Here is a 21,925-nt window from a genome sequence, read left to right as displayed (position 1 = left end):
AGCAGGTTATCTGAATTGATAAAAGAAGCAAGAACTTACATTGATAATGCCCGTGAGGGACTTCCGGAGGAACTATTTTTGTTTGCTACGGAATTGACTCCCATGGTTAATGTTGATCTTCTTATTAGAGATGAAGCTGGACGGATTCTGTTGGCATGGAGAAAAGACAGGTTTTATGAGGAAGGCTGGCATGTACCAGGGGGTATTGTCCGCTTGAAGGAGACTTTTGAAGAGCGAATAAAAAAGGTTGCCCTGGCGGAGATTGGCTGTGAAAATATTATTTTCGATACCCATCCCGTTGAGGTGGTGCCAATTATTTGTGAGGAAATGCCACAAAGAGGCCATTTTATTACCTTTGTTTATGAGTGCAGATTGCCTAAGGGCTTTATTGTTCAGAATAAAAAAGATGAGCATGAGGCAGGCTTTTTAAAATGGCATGATACATGCCCGGACAATATACTAAAAGTTCACGAATTCTACAGAAAGTATTGGAGCATAAAATGACAGTATCAGAGTACATATTTGATTTTTTGCAGAAGCATGGATTAGATACAGTTTATATGGTTTCCGGCAGTTCGGCCATGTGGCTGACAGATTCTTTATATAAAAATAAAGATTTGAAGTCTGTTTGCTGCCATCATGAGCAGGCCTGTGCCATGGCTGCTGATGGCTATGGCAGGACACGGGGGATACCAGGAGCTTGTCTGGTTACTATTGGCCCAGGTGCAACTAACGCTATTACTGGTGTTGCACAGGCGTATTTGGATTCATCTCCTATGTTTGTGATTTCAGGTCAGGCAAGTTCAAGATTGTTAATTTATGAGATTGATACCGGTATTCGCCAGCATGGTACTCAAAGCCTTAATTTGGAGCCAATTGTGACACCTATTACAAAGTATTTCGCAGCTGTTATGGAGCCTGCTGACATTAGGTTACACATGGAAAGAGCATATCATGAGGCAATGAATGGCAGAAAAGGCCCTGTGTGGATTGATGTTCCTGTAGATATTCAGAATAAACAGATTCCTGAGGTGATGGACGGTTTTATTCCGGAGAGTCAATCCGGGGAAGATGACTGCGATTATCAGTATATTATCAATCGATTGGTAGAAGCAAAAAAACCGCTTATTTTGGCTGGTGGCGGAATCAGACAGGCTGATGTGGTTGATAAGCTGAAGGAACTGTACGAGCGTTATGAGATTCCTGTGGTGACCTCCCGTGGCGGAATAGATGTTATTGCGTCTGATTCGAAGTATTTTGTAGGACGTCCAGGTGCATACGGCGATAGGGCCTCACATCATGCGATTCAGTCATGTGATTTGCTTTTGATATTAGGAAGTCGATTATCTGTTTCAACCACCGGGTATTATCCAAATAGATTTGCCGAACATGCGGAAAAGTTCATGGTAGATGTTGACTTGAAAGAATTATCACGAGAAGATGTTCCGGTTGAACACAAATATGAAATAGATTTATGTGAGTTTTTTGAAAAGATTTTACAACAGGAGATTTCTGGTACCATCAACGAAAATGAACGTGGCAGTTGGTTCCGAGAACTGAATGAATATAAAGAAAAATATCCTAATGTTAAACCTTCATATGCTGATGAGAAGCCTTTGAATGAATATTATGTAACTGCTTGTATATCAGAGGCAGCGCCTGCAAGTTGTAATGTGATAGTAGATACAGGAAGCGTATGCAATGTAGTATCTCAAAGTTGGAAACTAAAGGATGGGCAACGGTACCTTATATCAGGTGGTTTATCCTGTATGGGGTTTTGGGCTACAGCAGAGGGGGCCTATGAAGCTGATCGGCAGCTTATAGCTGTTACTGGCGATGGCAGCGCCCAGATGAATATTCAGGAATTGGCAACATTAAGAACAAATAATATTCCGCTGAAATTGTTTGTATACAATAACAATGGATATATGTTAATTCGCCATAATCAACATAATTATATGAATGATAGATTTTTGGGGGTTGGCCCTGACAGCGGCGTTCAGACACCGTGCTTCAGTAAGGTTGCAGAAGCTTATGGGATTAAAAGCTATCGGGTAGTGGATGCACCAACTTTAAATGCACTTCTCCCAGAGATAATGTCGTTAAATGAGCCTGTTTTAGTGGAGATTATGGTTCAGGAATTTGCACCGATTATACCAAGAATAGCATCGAAGGTTATGCCGGATGGCTCCTTAAAAGCAGCAGAGTTTGATGATTTATATCCTTTTTTGGATGATGATGGAAATGAACCTAACTAAAAGGGAAGGATTATTAAAATGATTATTAGAGCAAAAACAAAGAATTTATTTAGTGGTAAAGAGTTGACTGCAAAGCAGCAGGCAAATTCTGATTTAAATATAAAGGAAATAGATGAAGGTGCTACTGTAGTGAAATCTTATCCAAGAAGATTGGTATTCGAGCTTACAAATGCATGTAATTTGAATTGTGTTATGTGTGGCCGTAATGCAGCTGACTTTAAGCCAACTGTGTTTGATATGGATGTGTTTAGAAGCTTTGAGCCTCTCATGGACTCTGTTGAAGAAGTTACCCTAATGGGATGGGGAGAGCCTACTATTCATCCACATTTTAATGAGATGCTGGAGATTATCAACAAGCACAGTGCCCGTAAGTATTTTTGTACTAATGGTATGAATTTAAAAAAAATAAAGGATGCTATTTTCGACTATAATGTTGACGTATTTGCAGTAAGCCTTGATGGAGCAACTGATGAGACAAATGGAAGAATTCGCAGAGGTTCCAAGATTGAAGTGATTAAGGAAGATTTAAAGGATATCGTCCGCATCAAAAAGGAACGTGGCTTAAAGTACCCTTGGATTAATTTTGTATTCTGTGCAATGCAGTCCAATATCCGCGAGCTTCCTGCTCTGGTTCGTTTGGCGGCTGAGGTCGGTATTGAGGAAGTTAAGGTCGTATATCTTACCGTATTTGAAGAGTCTCTTCTCCATGAAACCTTGTGGGGGCATGAGGCACTGGTTAGAGAGGTTTTTGAAGAAGCAATAAAGGTTGGGGAAGAGCTTGGCATTGTCCTTAAGCTGCCTCATTATGTGGGCGAAGATGTGGCAGGAGATAAGAAGCATAAGGATTGCTTTGTGTCCTGGAGAGATTTCTTCCTTGGTTCTGACGGATATGTTCGTCCGTGTATGTCAACCCCAATCCACTTCTTTGAATATGACAAGGATAGAGACTTTATGGAAATGTGGAACTCCAAGGAGTATCAGAACTATCGAAGCATTGTTAATGACCAGAAAAAGATGGATGCACCTTGCACAAGATGTTATCAGTCTTCTCACTGTAATTGGAATCGTAAGGAATCTTGGATTCAGGTGGGAGAGCAGTTCTCACCTGATTGGGAGTAAGGGATGTTGGAGAGTCTTGAGCGAAAAGAGCACATTAGAAATTTAATTATTATAACCGTTGCGTATTTATTGACCCACGGTTTTATTTTAGTGCTTACAGGTACTTGGTGGGACGAAAAGACCTGGGCCTTTGCCAGTGATGAACGCATGTGGGAGACTTCCATGATGCTGGGGAGGCCTACCACATACTTTCTGATGAAGTTTATTTTTGGCATCCCGGAACCTATTGCAAGGCTAGTGATTTTCTTGTGCTTCTATATTGGCACATTAGGGATATATTATATTTTTAATCATCTGCCATTAATTCCTGCCAAGTATACAGTGTGGCTTACGCTTATTTATAATGCAATTCCCGTAAATGATGCTAGGGCTATGCGTGGAGTTTTTCCATATACGTTTGGATATATGATGTTCATACTGGCCTTTTGTGCACTGGTTATTTTGCAGACAAAGTATGAATATAAAAATATTCCGTTTCGGTTGCTTGTGTTGCTTCTTTTTGCTTGTTCTTTCATTTTGAACTCGAATCTAGTATTTTATGGATTGGCTATCATGTATATTTCTTATTACGTTTACCAGAACGGGGAGCTTAATAAAATATACAAGTATGCTGATTTTATTGTCATTCCAATACTATACTTTGGGCTTAAAACACATTTTTTCCCAGCTTACGGAACTTATGAAGGATATAATGCCGTATCGTTGGGTAGGTCGGTGAGGGGAATATATATTACTGCCCAAATGTGCATCGAGAACTTTATTGAAATTTTTCAATTGTGGTTACATTGTGATTTACGTGGGTTGACAATATTGGTTGGCTTATTTCTTGTTATATATTTTGGCTACCGATTCTTTGTATATAAAAGGCGCGGATGTTTCTTTTCTATGAATAATAGTTCAATGAATGATGCTCTAATAATCGTGGCTGTAGGCATTCTGGCGATGTATTTGGGGGAGTATGCGTATTGTGCCGTTGGACAGTGGTTTCATCTTGCAGGCCCTGGTGGCAGAAATGCTGTTTTATTTGGAATTGGATCGTCAATAATTATTTTTATGATTATTTCAAGTATTTCGGTAACAATTATTAGATATAGCATATTTGTAATAGCTATCTTATGTGGCATTATACATTTTAATATGTTTTATTTGTCATATCAGCAGGATTATTACAGGCAACAAGATCTTGTACATGAGATGCGGCAAAATCAAAATATACTTGCTCAAACCAAGAATATATTTTACTTGACTCCAAATGAATCAATGGTCAATGTCACGTGTTTTTATTCATTAAATTCAAATGGTAGGGAAGCATTTGGAGATGAAAGCCATTTTTTTATGAATCGTCGTGATGATATTGCATACCTTAAAGGAACTGGTATATATGATATACAGATGTTTGTGCATGGTGGTGATTATCAGATGGCTGATTATGATGTTACTGGTTCCAAGGAAATAGAGGCTGTTGTTGTGTATAATAATGACTTAAATTTGAAAAAGACAATGGGGCTAAAATTTGACGAGTTGTTCAATCACGATAGTTTTGAAGAAAGAATTTTTGAAGGGTCTAATTTGGCTGTTTATACACCGGATATGCCGAGGTTTGATGAACTGGTTAGTACTATAATGGAATCGAAGGGATGAGGAGGAATATTTATGGCTCTTTCTACATTAACTTGTCGCGTTGATGAAAAGGATAAACAACAATTTATTACATTCTGTGATTCTGTAGGCCTGACCTCTTCTGCCGCCGTAAATATGTTTGTGAAAACGGTGATACGCGAGCGGCGCATTCCCTTTGAAATAAAAACAGATGACCAGTGCTATATTGCCTCACCCCAAAACAGCTTTACGAATTCAGATGAATAAATGCAGATAGATAATTTTTCTTGATATTGTCGAGATGAAATAAATAAGGAACATTTAATTAGAAGTGGCTTAGCGGCCACTTTTTTTGTGGCAATTTTTAGGTGGATATGTTGGCTTGTGCAATGTAGAAGTAAAAGGAAATTTATATATGAAAGGTTGAATATCTTGTTTAAAAGTGACAAATGTGATATTATCACAATCAAATGTATGACATAGTGTTACAATAGGAAGGACAATTATGATTTTATCATTGTAACCAGGGAGAACAAATGATACCTTTTAACCAATCACCATGTGTGGGAAAAGAAATTGAATATATAAAGCAGGCGATTAATAGCCACAATATATGCGGAGATGGGATATTCACAAAAAGATGCTCCAAATGGTTTGAAGAAAGAACGGTAGCTTCAAAAGTTTTGATGACTACCTCATGTACTCATGCTACTGAAATGGCGGCATTTCTTACGGATATTGGCCCTGGCGATGAGGTTATTATGCCGTCATATACATTCTGTTCAACAGCAGATGCCTTCGTTTTGCGTGGCGGGACGCCGGTGTTCATTGATATTCGTCCAGAAACAATGAATATGGATGAGCGTCTTATTGAAGATGCGATTACTGAAAAAACAAAGGCCATAGTGCCTGTGCATTATGCCGGTGTTGCTTGCCGTATGGATGAGATAAATGAGATTGCCCGACGGTATGGACTTAAAGTAATAGAGGATGCTGCACAGGGCGTTATGGCCAAGTACAAAGGACAGGCATTAGGTTCTCTTAGTGACTTTGGTTGCTATTCCTTCCATGAAACGAAAAACTACAGCATGGGTGAGGGGGGGGCCTTATTAATTCGCGATCCAGTGATGATTGAGCGGGCAGAAATCATTCGTGAGAAAGGCACAGATCGTTCAAAATTTTTCCGTGGGCAGGTAGACAAATATCGTTGGCAGGATGCTGGGTCATCTTATTTGCCAAGCGATATGAATGCTGCATACTTGTGGGCGCAGTTACAGGTGGCTGAGGAAATCAATGAGAATCGTCTGCGTTCATGGAATCAGTACTACGATGAGCTTAAAGAATTGCAGGAGCAAGGCCGGATTGAGCTGCCATTTATCCCTGATAGCTGTGAGCATAATGCACATATGTTTTATATAAAGTGCAAAGATTTGGCTGAACGTAGCAAGCTTATCCAGTATTTGAAAAAAAGGGATATTTATGCTGTATTCCACTATATCCCATTGCATAGTGCCCCGGCGGGAATTAAATATTGCCGCTTTAATGGCGAAGATAAGTTTACCACCAAGGAAAGTGAACGCCTCCTTAGACTACCAATGTATTATGGATTGCGGAGCTCTGGCGTGGCTTATGTGTGCGAGCAAATTAGGGCATTTTATAATTGATTAATTGAAAAAATGAAACAATGAAGAGTTATGCTTTTTAGAATAATAGGGAGAATCTATATGACTGAGCAAGAATTTTTGAGTTTACTAAAAAATGATATTTTGGAATCAGATACTGATTTTGATATGAAAACAAATCTTAATGATATTGAGGAATGGGATTCATTAGGGGTTATCAGTTTTATTGCAATGGGCAAGGAAAGAGGAAGCATAGATACTAAGGCTGTGCACTCAGCGACTACTGTAGAGGAACTTTATACAGTGGTTAAAGATTTGTAATAAGAATATTGTTTTATTTAGAAGGAGACAAGGTTGAAAGCGTATATTGATGGCATTGCCTATTATTTGCCAAGTACGGTTAGAGAAAATCCTGATGGAAGAATGAGGAAAAAGACCGGCATAGAAAGGCGTCATGTAGCATCAGTCGATGAGACGGCAGCAGACATGGCTGTAAAGGCAGCTGAAAGGCTATTTGAATATATTTCCCGCAATCAAATAGATTATGTCCTATTTTGCACTCAGTCGCCAGACTATTATCTTCCTACTACGGCGTGCATTATTCAGGATAGATTAGGTTTATCAAATGCATGCGGAGCTCTTGATTACAATCATGGTTGTACCGGTTATATATATGGTTTGGGTTTGGCAAAAGGACTGATTGAATCAGGACAGTCAAAATGTGTCCTTCTTTTAACAGCGGAGACATACACTAAATATATAAACGATGAAGATTTGTCTGTCGCTCCCTTATTTGGTGATGGGGCAGCAGCAACATTAATTAAGGCATATGATACAGATAAGGAAGGGATTTACTGTCTGGAATACGGCACTGATGGTGCTGGGTTCCAAAATCTTATCGTGCCAGTTGGCGGTATGCGCAATCCATATCAAAGTACAGAGGTTACAACTAATACTGACAAATATGGCAATATCCGCACCAATCAAAATTTGTTTATGAATGGCAGCGGGATTATGGAGTTTGCACTTGATGTAGTTCCTGCTACAGTTGATAAAATTCTCATTAAGACGAATTATACAAGACAGGATATAGATTATTTCGTATTTCACCAAGCAAATCATTTTATGCTAAAAAGCATACAGAAAATATGCAAATTGCAAGATAGGCCGTTTTATAACAATATAAGAGACTATGGCAATACGGTTTCCAGCTCCATTCCTATAGCATTGTGCGATATTATGCAGGAAACATCTCCTAAGACATTACAAAAAAGTATGCTGATGGGGTTTGGAGTTGGTCTGTCCTGGGGGGGCTGTATTGTGGATTTAAGTAAGGTCAGTGTAGTAGTTGCTTTACAAAGATAATGCTATGAAGAAGGTAAAATAATATGATAGTAGCGGTTGACCAGCCCAACTATATACCTTGGAAAGGTTATTTTGATTTAATACACGATGTGGATTTATTCGTTTTTTACAATGATGTGCAGTACACCATTCGTGATTGGCGAAACCGCAACAAGATTTACACGCCTAACGGAGACAAATGGCTGTCTGTTCCATGTGGCAACAATAGGAATCGTCTCATCTATGAAGTGAAGATTTCTGACACGTCTTGGCAGAAAAATCATTATGAGACTATTAGGCACGCTTATGGTAAGAGACCTTTCTTTGAGTGGGTTGAGCCTTTTTTGCGAGAGGTATATCTGTCCCGCCAGTGGGAATATCTCTACGAACTGGATATGTATATGACCGAATATATAGCACGGGAATTTTTGGGCATCAAGACCAAATTTGCCGACAGTCGGGACTACCACGCGGAAGGGCATAAGCATGAACGAATGTTAAGCCTACTTGATTCTATCGGTGCATACATTTACGAATCCGGTCCTGCGGCCAAAGATTATATCATTGGTGAAGATTACCGCAAAAAAGGCATAGAATTGCGTTGGAAGTCGTATGATGGCTATCCTGAGTACAATCAGGAGGGTGAAAAGTTTAATCACTATCTTTCTATTATTGATCTTCTGTGTAATGTGGGAGAGACGGCACCTTATTATATATGGGGCTGGCGGGAAGAAAAAAAGTCCACTTCATGGATTTGTGACGGAAAAGAGGTTTGAAGATGATTCACGAAAACATAGTCAAAGATGCAGAAAAGTATTATACAAGCAGATTCCTGGAAAAAGGTGAGGGCCCGGAGGCAGCTGATTGGAAAAATCTTGAGGCTCAACATATCAGATTTAAACAACTGTCTAAAATCTTGCCTAATGATAATAACTCAAAGTTTTCCCTGTGCGATTTTGGGTGTGGCTTGGGAGATTATAAGGAGTATTTGGAACCTTCATATTCTGGAATGGAATACACGGGTATTGATGTCAGTGAGGAAATAATCCAACGGGCATCAAATGTCCATGCGGGGGGGGCGTTTGTATGCGACAGCAAAATAGATACCAATTATGACTACATTGTTACAAGTGGTATTTTTAATGTATGTCAGGACACTCCGAAAGAACAGTGGAAAGATTATATTTTGTCTACTTTATCCATGTTTGCAGAACATTCCAGAGGGGGCTTCGCTTTTAATTGCCTGACAAAATATTCGGATGTAGACAGAATGCGTGATGATTTGTATTATGCTGATCCGTTGTTTTTATTTGATTATTGCAAGACAAACTTTTCAAGAAATGTTGCCTTGTTACATGATTACGATATTTATGATTTCACGATATTGGTTAGGAGAGATGATACATGGCCTGGAAAAAGTTAGGTCGTATTTATAATCCAGAAAAAAACGAACATGTGTTGGGGGGGTATGGCGCGAATCCAATTGCGCTGCCCCTTGCTGGGAGCAATATTCTAAGAATTTATTTTAATGTCAGAGATGAAAGGAATAGGGCACATGTGACCTATCTTGACTATGACATGGAAAAACTGGAGATTGCTTCCTGTAATGGAGAGATTATTCTGGCTCCGGGAGAAAAAGGAACCTTCGATGACTGTGGTTGCTCTATTGGTTCGATGCTGGATATGGGAGATGAAATATACCTTTATTATCTTGGTTGGAATCTTCCAAGAAATCTTCCTTTTATGAACAGGATTGGATTAGCCTCCATAGACAAAAAAACAGGGAAGTGTCAGCGGGTTTCACCTGCTCCTATTATGGGACAGAGTATTGAGGATCCGTACTCTATTTCCTATCCGTTTGTAATGCGAGACGGAAATAAATACCGTATATGGTATGGCTCACATACATCTTGGCGCAATACTACCCCTGAAAAATATGATTTCAACCATATTCTGAAATATGCGGAAAGTGATGATGGTATTCATATTCACAGGGATAATATAATATGTGTTCAGGGTGACGGCATTGCTGAATATGCGTTTTCAAGGCCTTCACTTATTTATGAAGATGGCATTTACAAAATGTGGTACACCTTCCGTGGTGAAAAATACCGCATTGGTTATGCAGAGTCAAGAGACGGCATAAATTTTGTTCGCAAGGATGAGCAGGTGGATTTAGTTCCGTCAGGTGATGACTGGGAGTCGGAAGAGGTGTCATATCCCTATGTATTCAGTTACAGGGGCAGGCATTACATGCTTTATTGTGGCAACGCTTATGGCAAGACAGGTTTTGGTCTTGCTGTGGAGGAATAATTTTCAGTTTTCCATTTCTAAGGGGTCACTATGCAAATGGTGAGAAAAATGAAATGGGAAAAATTAAACTTAAATTACAACAGTGTTAATGTTATTGATGGTTTCCACGGAGCTGCAGTTCCGCAGGCTTTTCAGCTTCATGATAGTATTTATCGTATTTATTATTCAGCTAGAAATGACAAGAATCAGTCACATATTTTTTACTTGACATTAGATTTGTCAAACTTATCTATAATAGATATTTGCAAGTCACCTATACTTGCTCCAGGAAATTTGGGGTGCTTCGATGATAGTGGTACATTGATGTCTTGGATAGGAAAAGTGCATGATGAATATTGGTTGTATTATTGTGGCTGGAATTTAGGGAAAACTGTTCCATTCAGAAATTCTATTGGTCTGGCTGTTAGTAAGGATGGGATACATTTTGAGCGGAAATATTATGGTCCGGTTGTGGATCGGACATACAAAGAACCACATTTCTGTACGAATCCTTGGATTCTGATTGAAAATGACAAATTTCGTATGTGGTACCTTTCATGTGTAGAGTGGAGAATCAAAGAAGGAGAAATTCAACATAGGTATCATCTGAAATATGCAGAATCTCTAAATGGTGTGGATTGGCAAAGAAATGGCATCATAGCTATTGACTTTGCAGACGATAGTGAGTATGCCATATCCAGGCCTAGTGTACTAAAAGGAGATAATGCTTATCATATGTGGTTTGCTCATAGGGGAGAAAAATATCGTATTGGCTACGCAAAGTCAAAAGATGGTATATGTTGGGATAGAAATGATGAAGAAGTAGGCATAACAGTGTCCGAACATGGTTTTGATAGTGACATGATATGCTATCCTGCTGTATTCAGGCATGAGGATGATTATTATATGCTTTATAACGGAAATGAATACGGTATGACTGGCTTGGGCATTGCCAAATTGGTAGAAGGGGAAATATGAAGAAAAAAAAATTAGTGATTTTCGGTACAGATGATTTTGCCCAATTAGCAAAGTTTTATTTCACGGCAGATAGCGAGTATGAGGTTTGCGGCTTTGTGGTGGATAAGGAGTACTTGATTGAAGATTCATTCTGCAATTTGCCTGCAGTTGCTTTAGAAGATGCGGAAGAAAAATTTCCACCAAGTGAGTATGATATGTTTATAGCAATTGCATATACACATCTTAACGAGGTACGAGAGCAGAAATATCACGAGTACAAGAGGCGTGGATATAAATTAGCATCATATATTAGCAGCAAGGCAACATGTTGGTACGAAGGTAATGAATTTGGTGATAATGTATTTGTGTTTGAAGACAATACGATACAGCCATATGCAAAGATTGGCAGCAACACAATATTGTGGAGTGGGAATCATATCGGTCATCATGCTGAAATAGGCAATCATGTATTTATTACTTCGCAGGTAGTGATAGCGGGGCGTGTGGTGATAGGTGATAATACATTTATTGGTATAAATGCAACAATCAATGATCATATTCGTATTGCAGAGCGAAATATCATAGGTGCCAGAGCACTTATTGCCCGCAATACCAAACCTAATAGCATGTATGTGGATAAGATAACCAAAAAAGTCCTTCAGAATGTGAATGACAGTACTTTTTTCTTTGGTAAATCTGTCAAAAGTGTTGGGGGAGACAAAGATGGGGTGTGAAATAAGTTTTATTATACCCTGCTATCGTAGTGAAATGACTATCGGACCCGTGATAGACGAAATAGTCCAGGCAACGGCGGAGATGGCAGTATCAACTTATGAGATAATCTGTGTGGTTGACTGTTCCCCTGATAATGTATATGGGAAGCTGTTGGAAATAGGCAAGAAAAATCCTAATGTGAAAGCAATACGATTTGCCAAGAACTTTGGACAACATGCGGGTATGATTGCGGGAGTGCAGTGTGCCAATGGTGATATTTGCGTTTTTCTTGATGATGATGGTCAGTGTCCAATGGACAAGCTGCAGGATTTGCTGGCTCCGTTGCAGAATGGATTCGATATTTCCATAGCCGAATACGGGAAAATGAAGAAGCAAAGCTTGTTCAAGAATGTTGGAAGTTTGTTCAATGAGATAATGGCCAATCTACTTATAGATAAGCCCAAGGACATACAAATGGGAAATTTTATGGCCTTTAAGAAGTTTGTGGCAAAGGAAATATCCCGCTATAGCGGACCATATCCTTACATTTCCGGTCTTCTTTTCAGAACATCCGCAAAGGTTATAAATGTTCCCATGGAGGAAAGGGCACGCATGCAAGGCGGTACGACCTACACATTTGGGAAACTGGTTGCCCTGTGGGTAAGCAGTTTTACGGCCTTTTCCATAAAACCTTTGCGGTTTGCAACCATGATAGGCCTTGGAAGCGCAGTATTAGGGGGAGGATTCGCAATTGTTACAGTGGTAAGGAAATTACTAAATCCTCTCATTGCTGTGGGCTGGAGTTCAGTCATAGCCTTGATGTTAATTATTGGAGGACTGATTCTTTTCGTATTAGGCATAATGGGGGAGTATCTGGGAAGGATTTATATGTCCATTACGGAGACCCCACAATATGTTATAGCAGAAAAATATAATTTCGATGATTAAAAGCTAACAACGGGCAGTATAAAAGGATGGATTAATGAAGTATTTTCTATTATTACATCTAATGTTCATCATTTATTCAACTTCAGGAATATTTAGTAAAATAGCAGCTGGGCAAATTTGGTGGAGCATTCCCTTTATGCTTTGCTGTGCCGGGGGGATAGGGGTGCTTATTATTTATGCCATAGGTTGGCAGCAGGTAATAAAGCACCTTCCTTTGTCTGTGGCATTTGCAAACAAACCAGTGGTGATTATTTGGGGTATGATATGGGGAAAAACTATTTTTGGAGAGTATATTACTATTGTTAATATAGTAGGCGTTTTCCTAATCATAGTTGGTATAGAGGTATACTCTAGCAGAGAAAGGTCGAAACACCATGACTGATGTTGTGTGGCACGCAGGTATTATGCTTGCTGCTGTTTTTATGGCTACATTTGCCCAGGTTATGCTGAAAAAAGCAGCAAATAATTGTTATAATTCTATATTAAGCGAGTATTTGAATTTTAGGGTTGTAAGTGCATATGTCATAATGATACTGACAACTCTTATGTCAATATACGCATTGAAGGTTATTCCTTTATCTTTGGGTGCTGTATTGGATGCCAGCAGTTATGTTTTTGTTACATTTTGGAGTTGGTATTTTTTTAGTGAAAATGTAGACAGATACAATCTGTTGGGATTGGGATTAATACTTCTGGGGATTGGAGTTTTTTTTAGTGGCTAGGAGGGCAGTTATGCAGAAGAAGGTAGAGACACAGTTTACAGGTGAAATGCAGGATGAATTGTTTTCCTTGGAAGACCATTCATGGTGGTTTCAATATAGGGCGAAGCTTCTGGCTGAGGTGGCGGAACTCTTTTTTTGCAAAGATTGCTTAACTTATGACGTTGGGGGAGGAAATGGCTTTACTACACGTTATTTGGAGAAGTTGGGTTATAATATGGCCCTTTTGGAACCTACAGAAGAAGCCTGTATAAATGGCAGGAAACGAGGCCTTAAAAAGGTTGTATGTGGTACTATAGATGATTTAACAGAGCAGGTTGAGCAGATTTCATTGCTGGATGTGTTGGAACATATTGAAAATGATGAGGCATTTTTAAATAATTTGCACAGACATTTGTCTATGGAGGGGAGATTAATGATAGCGGTGCCTGCCTTTAATGTTTTATGGAGCAGTGAGGATGATGCTGCAGGACATTTTCGGAGGTATCGCTTAAGAGAGCTGCGTCGTAAGGTGGAAAATGCTGGGTTTGAGATTCTTCTTGGGTCGTATTTTTATCAATTTTTATTCCTTCCCATATTATTAGTGCGGGTATTGCTTGAAAAAATAGGTATCATCAAGCGATATGATATGCGTGATGAAGAAGAAAGGAGAAAAATCAATCAACAGCAATTTGATGAGAGAGGATACCTTGTGACCAAGGTATTGGACTTGCTGACTTCAAGAGAAATATGCAAAATAAAATCTGGGGCCGGCTTGTCCTTTGGAAGCAGTATTGTGTTGGTTGCCAAGAAAAAATAGTTGTATAAAGGAAAAATCATGGTTGTAGAAGCTAAAAACAATATAATTAAATTAACACTTCTATATTTTGCAGCTCATTGGCTGTTGCTGGTGGTAACAGGATACTGGATTGATGATTGGTGTGTATACGATCAACCGATAGATGTACTTGTAAACATGTTTACGGAAACCGGGACTCCTTTTGGAGTGTTATCATATATTATAAACAGCTATTTGCCGGAGGATGGGTACAAGAAAATAATTTTTTTACTAAATTATGCTAATGTTTTGTTCTTGTACAAGATTTTGAGAAACTGGCTTAAATGTGAACATAATTATTGTTTTTGGATTTGTGCGTTATATGCGGTGATACCATGTTTTGATGCACGTATAACGCTAATTATGTTTAATGGTACGTTGAATCTGTTTTCCTTTATGTTTGGACTTTGCATATTATCTGAGCAGCTTTTTGTGCGGAATTTTTCAGTCCATGGCAGGATAGTTACGCTCATTTTGTTCTTATATTCTTTTAATCTCGCATCTTTCCTAACATTTTATTCTTTGGCATTACTGATGATATATACCAAGGAAAAAACTTTAAAGAGTGCATGGAAATATATAGATTTTATATTATTGCCGATAGCTTATTGGATTTTTAAAAATGTATTCTTCCCTGCTCACGGTGCTTATGCAGGATATAATGCGATTCCTCTTTGGGGGCTTGTAAAGGCTATATTGCTTTTATTACCGGCGGATGGGATTATGCTGCTGAATCTGCTGAAGAATTATGTAATGTTTGCTGCGGTGCCATTGGTTATTGGGGTATTTTTATATAGGTATATTAAAAATGAACCATATGAAACTGAGCCACTAAAAGGTTATGAAAGAGTTATGCAAGAGAGGAGAAAAATACAGCTCCTATTATTGGGCATATTGTCTTTGTCTATGGGATTGTTTCCTTATTTGGTAGTTCGCGGTGGCCCATTCATTGCTACTTCTGCTTTCGGTGGTAGAGATTCAATGGTAGTTCCTATGGGAGCGGCAATAATATTTTATGTTCTGATAGCCAGCATTTTTAACGATAAGCACAGAAAAATAATATTAATCACCATGCTCCTTAGCGGTGTATGTTATTTTAATTTTTATTATCTGGCTTATCAGAGGGATTATTATAAGAATGTAGGATTCCAGTATCAATTGACCGAACATCCGGAACTGAAGGATTTATCGACAATGATTTGTGAAGATTCTACATCGGAAGTTCTTAATAATTCCATATTTTATACATGGAATATAAATGCCAGAAATGTCTATGGAGACCAAACTCGTTTTATAGTTAGGGATAAAAGTGAGTGGGAACATTATAGCAAACATAAAGATATTTTACGCATTTTTGTTGAGAGACCGGCTTATGGCATGATGCAGTATAACTACGAAGATACAAGTGTAAAATGTGTATTGACGTATAAATTTACAGGGAGCTATTTGGATACTATCCGTTTAATGACATATGGTAGTGACAAAGACGTGTTTGATTCAATGGGGGAATATTCTCAAATGGAGATATATTATCCAGGGACGGATAAATTTAATAGTATCCTTGGTACGGAAGAAAATATAGGAAGATAGTATGTAATATTACTGAGGTTGTATGGAAAATGTAACGTTTCTGTACAACCTCATTTATTGTTCGATTGGTGGCTACAATTATGCAAAATCAGGTATTAATTATTAATTGCGTTTGCTATACTGTAAGAGTATAATGATAATGAATTTTTGTGAGCAAAATTGCTCAGAGAATTGTTCTAATATAAAAGAAGAATGGATTAAATATTGATGAACAGGTTCTTTGCTATTAGTTTTTCTTTAATTACATACGATGTGATAATTTTTATTATAGCCGCTTCATTAATGCTGGCCTTTTATCAGGGCGCCGGTGCTCTTGATGACTACGGCGTTATGCTTCATAGTGTTGTTGCTGCTGTGATTATTTTTGGCAGTCGGTTAATGTGGAATATATATCGTCAGATTTGGCGTTATGGTGGTATACAATGCTATATTAGGTTACTATTGGCAGATGGTATTGCCATGTGCCTTTATTTGGCAGTAGATAAGTTCCTCATGGTTCCGAATATTTCCGCGGCGAAACTTATTGCATTATGTTGTACTAATACCTTGTGTGCGCTGACAATACGGATGGTGTACCGATATGCCTACAAATGCGGTGGGCGAAATGATACGCGAGGGGAACTATCCAGAATCCTTCTTCAAATATTTACAAGAGGAAAGGTCGTTGCTGAGCCTGCTCCCGAATCCGGAAAGATAAAAATAGCTATTGTGGGGGCTGGATCTGTAGGTGTATCCTTGGCGGAGGAATTGCGGGAAAATCCTTCCTCAAAATATGCCCCAATGTATTTTATAGATAACAAAACAAATAAGGTTGGACGCACAATACATGGTTTGGAAGTCAAGGCGGAAAATAGTGCGGATACTTTGTCTGAGATGCGGGAGGCTGGCATTAATCTTGTGGTTATGGCTATACCCAATATGACAGCTGAACGGCGTAAAAAACTGTATAATTTTTATCAAAATAATGGTTTTAAACTTAAGATTTATGATTATCCTACAGTTCAGAATGCTGGCAATAAGAGAGTTCTTCGTTCCTTTGAGGTGGAGGAGCTTCTCTTCAGAAAAGCTATGAATGTACTGGATAATAATACCTATAATTACTATAAAGATAAAGTGGTTATGATTACAGGTGGTGGCGGTTCCATAGGCTCTGAGCTTTGCCGCCAGGTTGCTGCTATGTCACCCCAAAAACTTATTATTTTGGATGTTTATGAAAATGGTGCCTATGACATTCAACAGGAACTTAGAATCAAGTATAAACAAACACTTAATATGGTAGTGGAAATTGTCTCGATTACTAATAGGGAGGGACTGGAAAAGGTATTCAAGGAGCATAATCCACAGATAGTGATACATGCAGCAGCCCACAAGCATGTTCCTCTCATGGAACGAAACTGCATTGAGGCTGTTGAAAATAATGTATTTGGGACATTTAATGTGGTGGAGCTGTGCGAGATATATAATGCGGAGCGTTTTATGATGGTATCCACTGATAAGGCAGTTAACCCTACCAATGTGATGGGGGCCACCAAGCGTATGTGCGAGATGATAGTCCAGAGCTACAGCACATTTGGCAAAGTAAGGTACAGTGCTACCAGATTTGGTAACGTTCTGGGATCGGCTGGCTCGGTAATTCCACTATTTAAGAAACAGATTGCCAGTGGAGGTCCGATTACCATCACGGATAAGCGTATTATCCGCTATTTTATGACTATTCCGGAAGCCAGCCAGCTTGTACTTCAGTCTGGTGCAATGGCTAAAAATGGAGAGCTTTTTGTATTGGACATGGGTGAACCAGTTAAAATATTGGATTTGGCCGAAAATATGATAAAACTTAGCGGTGTGGATGGCATCGAAATAGTTGAAACTGGGCTGCGGCCAGGGGAAAAACTCTACGAGGAGCTTTTGATGGATTCGGCTGACTTGCGGAAGACAAGCAATGAGAAAATATTTATCGAGCAGGATGAAGCTATTAGCATGGACATACTTAAGGATAAGCTGACGGCGTTGAGAGATGCGTGTGATGTTAGTGACGAAGCAGTGCGCGAAGCGTTGCATACTGTTGTGGAGACCTACAAAACGCCGGAAGAGATTAATAGCAAGCTTGCGTGACATCCTGTCTAAAGGAGATTATGATTATGTTTTCTAATTCAGATATAGAGCCCTTTGAAAGCAAAGTTTGGCTATCCAGTCCTACTATGCATGGTGATGAAATAAAGTATGTTCAGGAGGCCTATGATACCAACTGGATGTCAACTGTTGGTGCAAATATAAATGCGGTGGAACAGGAGATTGGTCAGTTAATTGGCTGCAAATATGCAGTAGCCCTGTCCTCTGGTACTGCTTCCTTGCATCTTTCCTTGAAGTTAGCAGGTATTGATGTTTACGGAATGCCCGTAGTAGGTCATGGCGCTTTGGAGGGACATAAGGTTTTTTGTTCTGATATGACCTTTGCAGCCACTGTGAACCCAGTAGTATATGAAGGTGGCATACCGGTTTTTATTGATACTGAACCGGATACATGGAATATGGACCCGGATGCTTTAGAAAAGGCGTTTGAAATATATCCTGATGTCAAGATTGTGGTTTGTGCTCATTTGTATGGCACACCGTCAAAAATGAAAGAGCTTATGGAAGTCATCCATAAGTATGGTGCCATATTAGTTGAAGATGCGGCTGAATCCATGGGGGCAACATATAATGGCATTCAGACTGGTACTTTTGGAAAATATAACACGATTTCTTTTAATGGAAATAAAATTATAACTGGCTCCAGCGGAGGATGCTTCTTAACAGACGATTTTCAGGCTGCCAACAAGGTGCGTAAATGGAGTACCCAGTCCCGTGAAAATGCCCCATGGTATCAGCATGAAGAGGTGGGCTTTAACTATCGCATGAGCAATGTCATTGCTGGGATTGTAAGAGGTCAGTTGCCATATTTGGCTGAACATATTGCACAGAAAAAAGCTATTTATGAGAGATACAAAGATGGTCTTAATGATTTGCCTGTAAAAATGAATCCTATTGATACAAAGAACAGCGAGCCAAACTATTGGTTATCCTGTATGATTATTGACGATGATGCAATGTGTAAGCAAGTTCGTGGTGAACGTGAGTCTCTATTCATTCCAGAACAGGGGAAATCCTGTCCAACAGAGATATTGGAAGCTATTTCTTCTATTAATGCAGAGGGGAGACCTATTTGGAAGCCACTTCACATGCAGCCAATGTACAGATTGAATCCTTTCATTACAAGCGCTGGCAATGCCCGGGCGACCAGCAATGCCTATATAGCAGGTGAAGCTGCTGAGGTAAGTATGGATATTTTCCGCAGAGGCCTGTGTCTGCCAAGTGATAATAAAATGACTGCTGAACAGCAGCAAAGAATCATTGATGTTATAAAAGCATGCTTTGAGTGAGTCTAAAAGGAGTATAAATGAACCTACGCCGGGAAATGGGCTTTTATGAAAAATATATAAAAAGACTGATTGATATTGGTTGTTCTTTATGTGCGCTTATCTGTTTTAGCTGGTTGTTTGTCATAATTGGTATTGCAGTCAAGATAAAGCTGGGCAGCCCGATTATCTTCAAGCAGCCCAGACCTGGGATTGTGGATGCAGATACGGGCAATGAAAAAATATTCATGATGTACAAATTTCGTACAATGACTGATGAAAGAGATGCTGATGGCAATCTGCTTCCTGATGAGGTCAGGCTGACGAGCTTTGGTGCATGGCTGCGTAGTACAAGCTTGGATGAAATTCCCGAATTATTTAATATTCTGAATGGCACCATGTCTTTAATTGGACCTCGCCCTCAGCTTGTGAGGGATATGGTGTTCATGAGTGAAGGACAGCGTATGCGGCATACTGCCCGTCCTGGTCTTAGTGGTTTGGCACAGGTAAATGGCAGAAATGCAATATCCTGGGATGAAAAACTGCAGTTTGACCTGCAATATATAAAAGATATTTCATGCATCAAAGATTTAAAGATTATATTAAAGACAATCAGCAAGGCCTTTATAAAACGTGAGGGAATCACAGAAGAGGATATGGCAACAGCCGAAGACTATGGTGATTTTCTTCTTCGGGTTGGACGTATAGACAAGAATGAATATGATAGGAAACAGGAGCTTGCACGTAATCTATTGGAAGAGAACATGAATTGAAAAAATACATACCTTAAGTAATAAGCATAATAAATAGGAATATTTATTGTGCCAAGGAGCATATTTTTACTATGAAAAGTGATATTTCAGGCAAACAATTTGTTTCAGTTTTGCTGGTTACCAGAAATGAACAAGATTATATAGAGAAAGCATTAATGTCGTTGGTAAATCAAACCTATCCCAAGGATCAGTATGAGATAATTATTATTGATGGTGAATCAACAGATGACACCCTGAAAATTATTTCTCATATTATTGAACAATATAAAACGGAGACATTTGATATCCGCATAATAAATAATTCGAAGCAGATTCTTGCTTCTGGCTGGAATCTGGGGATAAAGGCTGCCAGGGGAGATTATGTTGTTAGGATAGATGCCCATGCTGAAGCTGCAATGGATTTTATTGAAAAAAATATTGAGACCATGCAAAGGGTGACAGATGCTGTGTGTGTCGGTGGTAAAATCATTACAAAGTCCCTTAAGGATGGTGATGAATCTGTATCAAAGGTATTGTCATCTGCATTTGGGGTTGGCAATTCGCCGTTCAGGGTTTCTGATGAAGCAGGATATGCTGATACCGCTGTATATGGTCTATATAAAAAGGATATTTTTAAAAAAGTAGGATATTTCAATGAACAATTTGTTCGTAATCAGGATATAGAACTTCATTCACGAATTAAAGCAGTAGGTGGTAAGTTTTATTTTAATCCTCAAATATGTTGTGTGTACTATACTCGAAATACCGTTGGTAAAATGATAAAACAAGCTTTGGGAAATGGAAAGTGGAACATGGTTCTTCTCAAGCAACAGGGGTCTGCATTGAGCCTTAGACACTTAGTACCATTTGCTTTTGTATTATTTCTTATAGGCTCAACAATATGTGGATTTTTTTATGATTATATTTGGCTTTTTGAGAGTATGGTATTATTACTTTATGTTGTTCTTGGAATTGTTGCATCCATAAGAAAAACATCTAAAGTATTCGAAGTTATAAAAATGGTTTGTCTGTTCTTTTTATTACACATCTCCTATGGTGTGGGATATTTGAAAGGAATTTTTACTTCGGTTGCTATGCCTAAATGGGAGGAAAGAGGAAATGAATCTTTATGAGCAACTAGTGAGAAAAGAAACAAAAATGTCATTGGTAGGGCTTGGTTATGTTGGTATGCCTATTGCCGTTGCATTTGCCCGAAAAATCAACGTTATTGGTTTTGATATTAATGACAAGAAAGTTGAAATGTATAAGAAAGGTATTGATCCGACACATGAGGTTGGTGACGATATTATAAGTGATACATCGGTGGAATTCACTGCAGATGAAACCAAGCTTCGGGAAGCAAAGTTTCACATTGTGGCGGTTCCTACTCCCGTAAATGATGATCATACTCCTGATTTAGCACCAGTAGAGGGAGCAAGCCGGATTGTCGGACGCAATTTGACAAAAGACTCTGTGGTTGTTTTTGAATCAACAGTATATCCTGGTGTGACTGAAGAAATATGTGTTCCTATTCTGGAGAAAGAGTCTGGGCTTAAATGTGGGGTCGACTTCAAGATTGGCTATAGTCCGGAGCGTATTAATCCGGGTGATAAGGTTCACCGTCTTGAAACGATAACTAAAATTGTTTCCGGCATGGATGAAGATACATTGGATTGTGTGGCCAAAGTATATGAATTGATAGTCAAAGCTGGTGTGCATCGCACTGAGTCTATTAAGGTCGCAGAAGCAGCCAAAGTCATAGAAAACAGTCAACGTGATATCAATATCGCTTTTATGAA

General features: G+C 38.9%; 23 protein-coding genes. All 23 read left to right on the top strand.

Annotated features, from left to right (window positions below):
• Positions 1-15: 15 nt before the first annotated feature.
• Positions 16-504, top strand: a complete 489-nt coding sequence (locus tag ACKI5G_RS03625) for an NUDIX domain-containing protein (RefSeq protein WP_407397728.1) — start codon at positions 16-18, stop codon at positions 502-504.
• Positions 501-2,258: a thiamine pyrophosphate-binding protein gene (locus tag ACKI5G_RS03620; RefSeq protein ID WP_407397726.1), complete on the top strand. Its 1,758-nt coding sequence runs from the start codon at positions 501-503 to the stop codon at positions 2,256-2,258. The genes ACKI5G_RS03625 and ACKI5G_RS03620 overlap by 4 nt, the downstream gene beginning before the upstream one ends.
• A gap of 18 nt (positions 2,259-2,276) precedes the next feature.
• Positions 2,277-3,377, top strand: coding sequence for a radical SAM protein (locus ACKI5G_RS03615; RefSeq protein WP_407397724.1), 1,101 nt, complete (start codon positions 2,277-2,279; stop codon positions 3,375-3,377).
• A 3-nt stretch (positions 3,378-3,380) separates the two neighbouring features.
• Entirely contained in the window at positions 3,381-5,018 is a 1,638-nt protein-coding gene (locus ACKI5G_RS03610) for a hypothetical protein (protein WP_407397722.1), read from the top strand.
• A 12-nt stretch (positions 5,019-5,030) separates the two neighbouring features.
• A complete protein-coding gene (locus ACKI5G_RS03605; RefSeq protein WP_407397720.1) occupies positions 5,031-5,243 on the top strand; it encodes a type II toxin-antitoxin system RelB/DinJ family antitoxin in 213 nt (70 codons plus the stop codon).
• 269 nt (positions 5,244-5,512) lie between these two features.
• On the top strand, positions 5,513-6,640 hold the full coding sequence (rffA, locus tag ACKI5G_RS03600; protein WP_407397718.1) for a dTDP-4-amino-4,6-dideoxygalactose transaminase: 1,128 nt from the start codon (positions 5,513-5,515) through the stop codon (positions 6,638-6,640).
• A 60-nt stretch (positions 6,641-6,700) separates the two neighbouring features.
• Positions 6,701-6,919, top strand: coding sequence for a hypothetical protein (locus tag ACKI5G_RS03595; RefSeq protein WP_407397716.1), 219 nt, complete (start codon positions 6,701-6,703; stop codon positions 6,917-6,919).
• Between the two features lie 33 nt (positions 6,920-6,952).
• Positions 6,953-7,963 carry a 3-oxoacyl-ACP synthase III family protein gene (locus tag ACKI5G_RS03590; RefSeq protein WP_407397714.1) on the top strand — a complete coding sequence of 337 codons (1,011 nt, stop codon included), beginning with the start codon at positions 6,953-6,955 and terminating at the stop codon, positions 7,961-7,963.
• 23 nt (positions 7,964-7,986) lie between these two features.
• Entirely contained in the window at positions 7,987-8,718 is a 732-nt protein-coding gene (locus ACKI5G_RS03585) for a WbqC family protein (RefSeq protein ID WP_407397712.1), read from the top strand.
• Positions 8,719-8,720: 2 nt separating this feature from the next.
• A complete protein-coding gene (locus ACKI5G_RS03580) occupies positions 8,721-9,365 on the top strand; it encodes a class I SAM-dependent methyltransferase (protein WP_407397710.1) in 645 nt (214 codons plus the stop codon).
• Positions 9,347-10,255: a hypothetical protein gene (locus ACKI5G_RS03575; protein ID WP_407397708.1), complete on the top strand. Its 909-nt coding sequence runs from the start codon at positions 9,347-9,349 to the stop codon at positions 10,253-10,255. Before ACKI5G_RS03580 ends, ACKI5G_RS03575 begins: the two co-directional genes overlap by 19 nt.
• Before the next feature lie 36 nt (positions 10,256-10,291).
• Positions 10,292-11,212: a hypothetical protein gene (locus ACKI5G_RS03570; RefSeq protein WP_407397707.1), complete on the top strand. Its 921-nt coding sequence runs from the start codon at positions 10,292-10,294 to the stop codon at positions 11,210-11,212.
• Positions 11,209-11,925, top strand: a complete 717-nt coding sequence (locus ACKI5G_RS03565; RefSeq protein WP_407397705.1) for an acetyltransferase — start codon at positions 11,209-11,211, stop codon at positions 11,923-11,925. The genes ACKI5G_RS03570 and ACKI5G_RS03565 overlap by 4 nt, the downstream gene beginning before the upstream one ends.
• A complete protein-coding gene (locus ACKI5G_RS03560; protein WP_407397703.1) occupies positions 11,915-12,853 on the top strand; it encodes a glycosyltransferase in 939 nt (312 codons plus the stop codon). Before ACKI5G_RS03565 ends, ACKI5G_RS03560 begins: the two co-directional genes overlap by 11 nt.
• A 34-nt stretch (positions 12,854-12,887) precedes the next feature.
• The gene (locus tag ACKI5G_RS03555) at positions 12,888-13,235 is read left to right on the top strand and encodes a transporter (RefSeq protein ID WP_407397701.1); all 348 of its coding nucleotides are present in this window, start codon (positions 12,888-12,890) and stop codon (positions 13,233-13,235) included.
• On the top strand, positions 13,228-13,575 hold the full coding sequence (locus ACKI5G_RS03550) for an EamA family transporter (protein WP_407397699.1): 348 nt from the start codon (positions 13,228-13,230) through the stop codon (positions 13,573-13,575). The genes ACKI5G_RS03555 and ACKI5G_RS03550 overlap by 8 nt, the downstream gene beginning before the upstream one ends.
• Before the next feature lie 10 nt (positions 13,576-13,585).
• Positions 13,586-14,371: a class I SAM-dependent methyltransferase gene (locus ACKI5G_RS03545; RefSeq protein ID WP_407397697.1), complete on the top strand. Its 786-nt coding sequence runs from the start codon at positions 13,586-13,588 to the stop codon at positions 14,369-14,371.
• A gap of 18 nt (positions 14,372-14,389) precedes the next feature.
• Positions 14,390-15,979 carry a hypothetical protein gene (locus ACKI5G_RS03540; protein WP_407397695.1) on the top strand — a complete coding sequence of 530 codons (1,590 nt, stop codon included), beginning with the start codon at positions 14,390-14,392 and terminating at the stop codon, positions 15,977-15,979.
• A gap of 207 nt (positions 15,980-16,186) precedes the next feature.
• Positions 16,187-18,091, top strand: coding sequence for a polysaccharide biosynthesis protein (locus ACKI5G_RS03535; RefSeq protein ID WP_407397693.1), 1,905 nt, complete (start codon positions 16,187-16,189; stop codon positions 18,089-18,091).
• Between the two features lie 26 nt (positions 18,092-18,117).
• Positions 18,118-19,398 carry a DegT/DnrJ/EryC1/StrS family aminotransferase gene (locus tag ACKI5G_RS03530; RefSeq protein ID WP_407397691.1) on the top strand — a complete coding sequence of 427 codons (1,281 nt, stop codon included), beginning with the start codon at positions 18,118-18,120 and terminating at the stop codon, positions 19,396-19,398.
• Between the two features lie 17 nt (positions 19,399-19,415).
• Entirely contained in the window at positions 19,416-20,147 is a 732-nt protein-coding gene (locus tag ACKI5G_RS03525) for a sugar transferase (protein ID WP_407397689.1), read from the top strand.
• A 71-nt stretch (positions 20,148-20,218) separates the two neighbouring features.
• Positions 20,219-21,259, top strand: a complete 1,041-nt coding sequence (locus tag ACKI5G_RS03520; protein WP_407397687.1) for a glycosyltransferase family 2 protein — start codon at positions 20,219-20,221, stop codon at positions 21,257-21,259.
• On the top strand, positions 21,246-21,925 hold a 680-nt coding region (locus ACKI5G_RS03515; protein ID WP_407397685.1), incomplete at its 3' end, for a nucleotide sugar dehydrogenase. The genes ACKI5G_RS03520 and ACKI5G_RS03515, both read left to right, overlap by 14 nt.

The sequence above is a fragment of the Anaerovibrio sp. genome (assembly GCF_045637405.1).
In the GTDB taxonomy this organism is placed as follows: domain Bacteria; phylum Bacillota; class Negativicutes; order Selenomonadales; family Selenomonadaceae; genus Anaerovibrio.
Note: the sequence above shows the minus strand (reverse complement) of the source record. Positions and strands in the feature narration are given on the sequence as shown.

Excerpts from the sequence above, each read along its gene's own strand:
- ACKI5G_RS03620 (WP_407397726.1), top strand. The coding sequence starts at position 501 with ATGACAGTATCAGAGTACATATTTGATTTTTTGCAGAAGCATGGATTA.
- ACKI5G_RS03615 (WP_407397724.1), top strand. The coding sequence starts at position 2,277 with ATGATTATTAGAGCAAAAACAAAGAATTTATTTAGTGGTAAAGAGTTG.
- ACKI5G_RS03610 (WP_407397722.1), top strand. The coding sequence starts at position 3,381 with ATGTTGGAGAGTCTTGAGCGAAAAGAGCACATTAGAAATTTAATTATT.
- ACKI5G_RS03605 (WP_407397720.1), top strand. The coding sequence starts at position 5,031 with ATGGCTCTTTCTACATTAACTTGTCGCGTTGATGAAAAGGATAAACAA.
- rffA (WP_407397718.1), top strand. The coding sequence starts at position 5,513 with ATGATACCTTTTAACCAATCACCATGTGTGGGAAAAGAAATTGAATAT.
- ACKI5G_RS03595 (WP_407397716.1), top strand. The coding sequence starts at position 6,701 with ATGACTGAGCAAGAATTTTTGAGTTTACTAAAAAATGATATTTTGGAA.
- ACKI5G_RS03585 (WP_407397712.1), top strand. The coding sequence starts at position 7,987 with ATGATAGTAGCGGTTGACCAGCCCAACTATATACCTTGGAAAGGTTAT.
- ACKI5G_RS03580 (WP_407397710.1), top strand. The coding sequence starts at position 8,721 with ATGATTCACGAAAACATAGTCAAAGATGCAGAAAAGTATTATACAAGC.
- ACKI5G_RS03575 (WP_407397708.1), top strand. The coding sequence starts at position 9,347 with ATGGCCTGGAAAAAGTTAGGTCGTATTTATAATCCAGAAAAAAACGAA.
- ACKI5G_RS03570 (WP_407397707.1), top strand. The coding sequence starts at position 10,292 with ATGGTGAGAAAAATGAAATGGGAAAAATTAAACTTAAATTACAACAGT.
- ACKI5G_RS03565 (WP_407397705.1), top strand. The coding sequence starts at position 11,209 with ATGAAGAAAAAAAAATTAGTGATTTTCGGTACAGATGATTTTGCCCAA.
- ACKI5G_RS03560 (WP_407397703.1), top strand. The coding sequence starts at position 11,915 with ATGGGGTGTGAAATAAGTTTTATTATACCCTGCTATCGTAGTGAAATG.
- ACKI5G_RS03555 (WP_407397701.1), top strand. The coding sequence starts at position 12,888 with ATGAAGTATTTTCTATTATTACATCTAATGTTCATCATTTATTCAACT.
- ACKI5G_RS03550 (WP_407397699.1), top strand. The coding sequence starts at position 13,228 with ATGACTGATGTTGTGTGGCACGCAGGTATTATGCTTGCTGCTGTTTTT.
- ACKI5G_RS03545 (WP_407397697.1), top strand. The coding sequence starts at position 13,586 with ATGCAGAAGAAGGTAGAGACACAGTTTACAGGTGAAATGCAGGATGAA.
- ACKI5G_RS03540 (WP_407397695.1), top strand. The coding sequence starts at position 14,390 with ATGGTTGTAGAAGCTAAAAACAATATAATTAAATTAACACTTCTATAT.
- ACKI5G_RS03535 (WP_407397693.1), top strand. The coding sequence starts at position 16,187 with ATGAACAGGTTCTTTGCTATTAGTTTTTCTTTAATTACATACGATGTG.
- ACKI5G_RS03530 (WP_407397691.1), top strand. The coding sequence starts at position 18,118 with ATGTTTTCTAATTCAGATATAGAGCCCTTTGAAAGCAAAGTTTGGCTA.
- ACKI5G_RS03525 (WP_407397689.1), top strand. The coding sequence starts at position 19,416 with ATGAACCTACGCCGGGAAATGGGCTTTTATGAAAAATATATAAAAAGA.
- ACKI5G_RS03520 (WP_407397687.1), top strand. The coding sequence starts at position 20,219 with ATGAAAAGTGATATTTCAGGCAAACAATTTGTTTCAGTTTTGCTGGTT.